The sequence below is a fragment of the Novosphingobium sp. ERW19 genome (assembly GCF_012641315.1).
Classification (GTDB): Bacteria; Pseudomonadota; Alphaproteobacteria; order Sphingomonadales; family Sphingomonadaceae; genus Novosphingobium.
Window position 1 is genome coordinate 1 of the sequence record NZ_JABAIC010000042.1, and the last position, 750, is coordinate 750.

Genomic DNA, 750 nt, shown 5'->3' on the forward strand with positions numbered 1-750 from the left:
CAGAGAGGCGTGCGGTGCCGGTGACGGAACGGTATCCGGCATGGATCTGAGCGCCCCAGTCTGACCTGAAGCCGTTGGTGACCTTACGGAAGACGACCGAGGGGCGGATTTCGCGCTCGGAGATGTTGTTCGTGGCCGGCACGTCACGGTTTTTGAGGAAGACGAAGAACTTCCCCCGCCGTGCCTTGATTTGCTTGAGCAGAACGCGCCCGGCGGGATGAGCGACAGGTCTGGCAACCAGACGGTCGAGCATGTTGTCGGCTTTGGCAGCATAGGCGGCCAAGGTGCTGTCCTTGAGCTGGTCTCGTCGTCGCCCGACCTTGATCGCCCAGCGCAGATGGTCGCGGATGCTTGGCGCAAAGGCAGTGTCGCCGCTGTCGATGGCGTACTGAACATCGCGCAGCACATGGGCAAGACAGACCTGGTGCTCGCGTCCCAACCCCTGCTGACCCGAATAGCGGTCGGAGACCCAGACATCGGGCCGATGCTGTCCCAGTACGTCTTCGGCAACGCTGCGGGCCCGGCGCGAGGCAATCTTGTGCAGGACAGCGTCGCTGGACAGGAACACCCACTGCCACTGCATCACGCCGTTGGTCCGGGTTGTCGTCTCGTCCGAAGCAATGATGCGCGCCTTGAGCAATTTGGCGCGGATCGCAGTCGTGGCCGCATCCATGCTGGTGCGCAGGCGGCGGAACATGTTGGCGATGGCACCTTCGGAGATTGTCAGCCCGAACAGTTCGCCAGCAATCC

1 protein-coding gene is annotated in these 750 nt (G+C 62.9%); it reads right to left on the minus strand.

Features of this window, described 5'->3' with window-relative positions; translation table 11 throughout:
- A partial coding sequence (locus HGI46_RS21825; RefSeq protein WP_168905830.1) for an IS66 family transposase occupies nt 1–750 on the minus strand: 750 nt, incomplete at both ends.